Source organism: Chromohalobacter sp. HP20-39, from assembly GCF_033052815.1.
Taxonomy (GTDB): domain Bacteria; phylum Pseudomonadota; class Gammaproteobacteria; order Pseudomonadales; family Halomonadaceae; genus Chromohalobacter.
Window position 1 is genome coordinate 1 of sequence record NZ_JAWHTP010000020.1, and the last position, 1451, is coordinate 1451.

General features: G+C 63.7%; 2 protein-coding genes. One reads left to right on the forward strand and one right to left on the reverse strand.

Annotation, left to right across the window (positions count from 1 at the left end; translation table 11 throughout):
• Positions 1-517 (reverse strand): cupin domain-containing protein (locus tag RVY79_RS16560; protein ID WP_317465575.1); only part of this gene is annotated, 517 nt, incomplete at its 3' end.
• A 117-nt stretch (positions 518-634) separates the two neighbouring features.
• On the opposite strand from RVY79_RS16560, the gene RVY79_RS16565 reads away from it, so the two are divergent.
• A complete protein-coding gene (locus RVY79_RS16565) occupies positions 635-1168 on the forward strand; it encodes a carboxymuconolactone decarboxylase family protein (RefSeq protein ID WP_024542568.1) in 534 nt (177 codons plus the stop codon).
• Positions 1169-1451: the final 283 nt, after the last annotated feature.

A 1451-nucleotide genomic window follows, 5' to 3' on the forward strand; every position in this document is an offset into this window, starting at 1 on the left:
CGAGTTTCGGGTCGGCCAGTCCCGCCAGCAGTCCGGTGGCGCCAAGCCGCCCATCCATCAGATAACGCAGCAACTGGATCAGTAGCAACTCGCACAAGCGGTCGATGGCGGCCTGCCGACCGCACTGGTCGCGCTCGGCTTCGGCAAACAGCAGCTCTAGCGTCGGCCCGAGGCCGGGCAAGTCCGCCAGCGGAATCAGCAGCATCGACGGCAAGGCCATGGCCAACGGATTGCCCGTCGAAGCGCCCAGATCGACCTCCGCACACAACAGCTCAGCGGTATCGCCGGGGGCGGCGACAAAACGATGCGACGCCACGCGCGGATAAAACAGCAGGCTCGGCTCGGTAACCAGCAGATCTTCATGCACGGGCGAACGCGCCGTAATCGGGCCGCGCCGCACCAGATGGATATAGCCATGCGGCGCCGCGTAATGATGCTGCTCACAGAAGGCGCCGCTGTGAAAAACGCGCGCCGAAAGCGAGTAGTGCCGGAGCAAGCCGGCCAGTCGATCCGCCATTCCACTCTCCATATAAGACGATAGGTTACGTATTTGATACTTTACGTGCCATATCGTACCAAACAAAGGGCGATCATGCCCACTTGCTCTTGCACCTCACCCACTACGGAGATAGACATGACCCAAATCGCCCCCCTGACCATCGACACCGCTGACGCCGCTACCGCTGCCACACTCAAGGCCGTCAAAGCCAAGCTCGGCATGGTGCCGAACCTGCTCGCCACGCTGGCCCACGCGCCGGCAGCGCTCAACGGCTACCTCGGCCTGTCCGAAACGCTGGGCACCGGCCGCCTGAGTGCCACCCAGCGCGAGATCGTTGCGCTGGCTGCCGGTCAAGCCAATCGCTGCCAGTACTGCCTGAGCGCACACACCCTGATCGGCAAAGGTGCCGGACTGTCGGCAGAGGCCATCGCCGCGGCCCGCACCGGCCAGGCGGCCAACGCACTTGACGATGCAATTGCCGGCTTTGCCCGCGCGCTGGTCGAGCAACGCGGCGTGGTGTCGGCCGACGCCATGGCCAACTACCGCCGCGCGGGGCTCGACGACGGCCTGATACTGGAAGTGATCGCCAACATCGCGCTGAACACGCTCACCAACTACACCAACCACATCGCCGACACCACGGTGGATTTCCCCGTGGTCGCCGTCTGATCTCCATAGGCATATAAGGAGAACACAACGAAAATCGCACTCACCGGCGCTCTGCTCGCCAGCGCCCTCGTCCTGCCACTGGCCGTCACGGCCGGCGACTTTTCGCCCTATGTGGACAGCCAGGGCGGCATCAGCCGCCCCACAGACTTCCGCACAAACTTCGTCCACCTGGGCTCATATGCGGTGTTGGACGAAAAATCCGCCTCTCGCGGCCTGCACGATGTGTACACCGAAAAGGCCTCGGCCGAGCACTACCGCAAGACCGGCAAGTTCTTGGACGGCG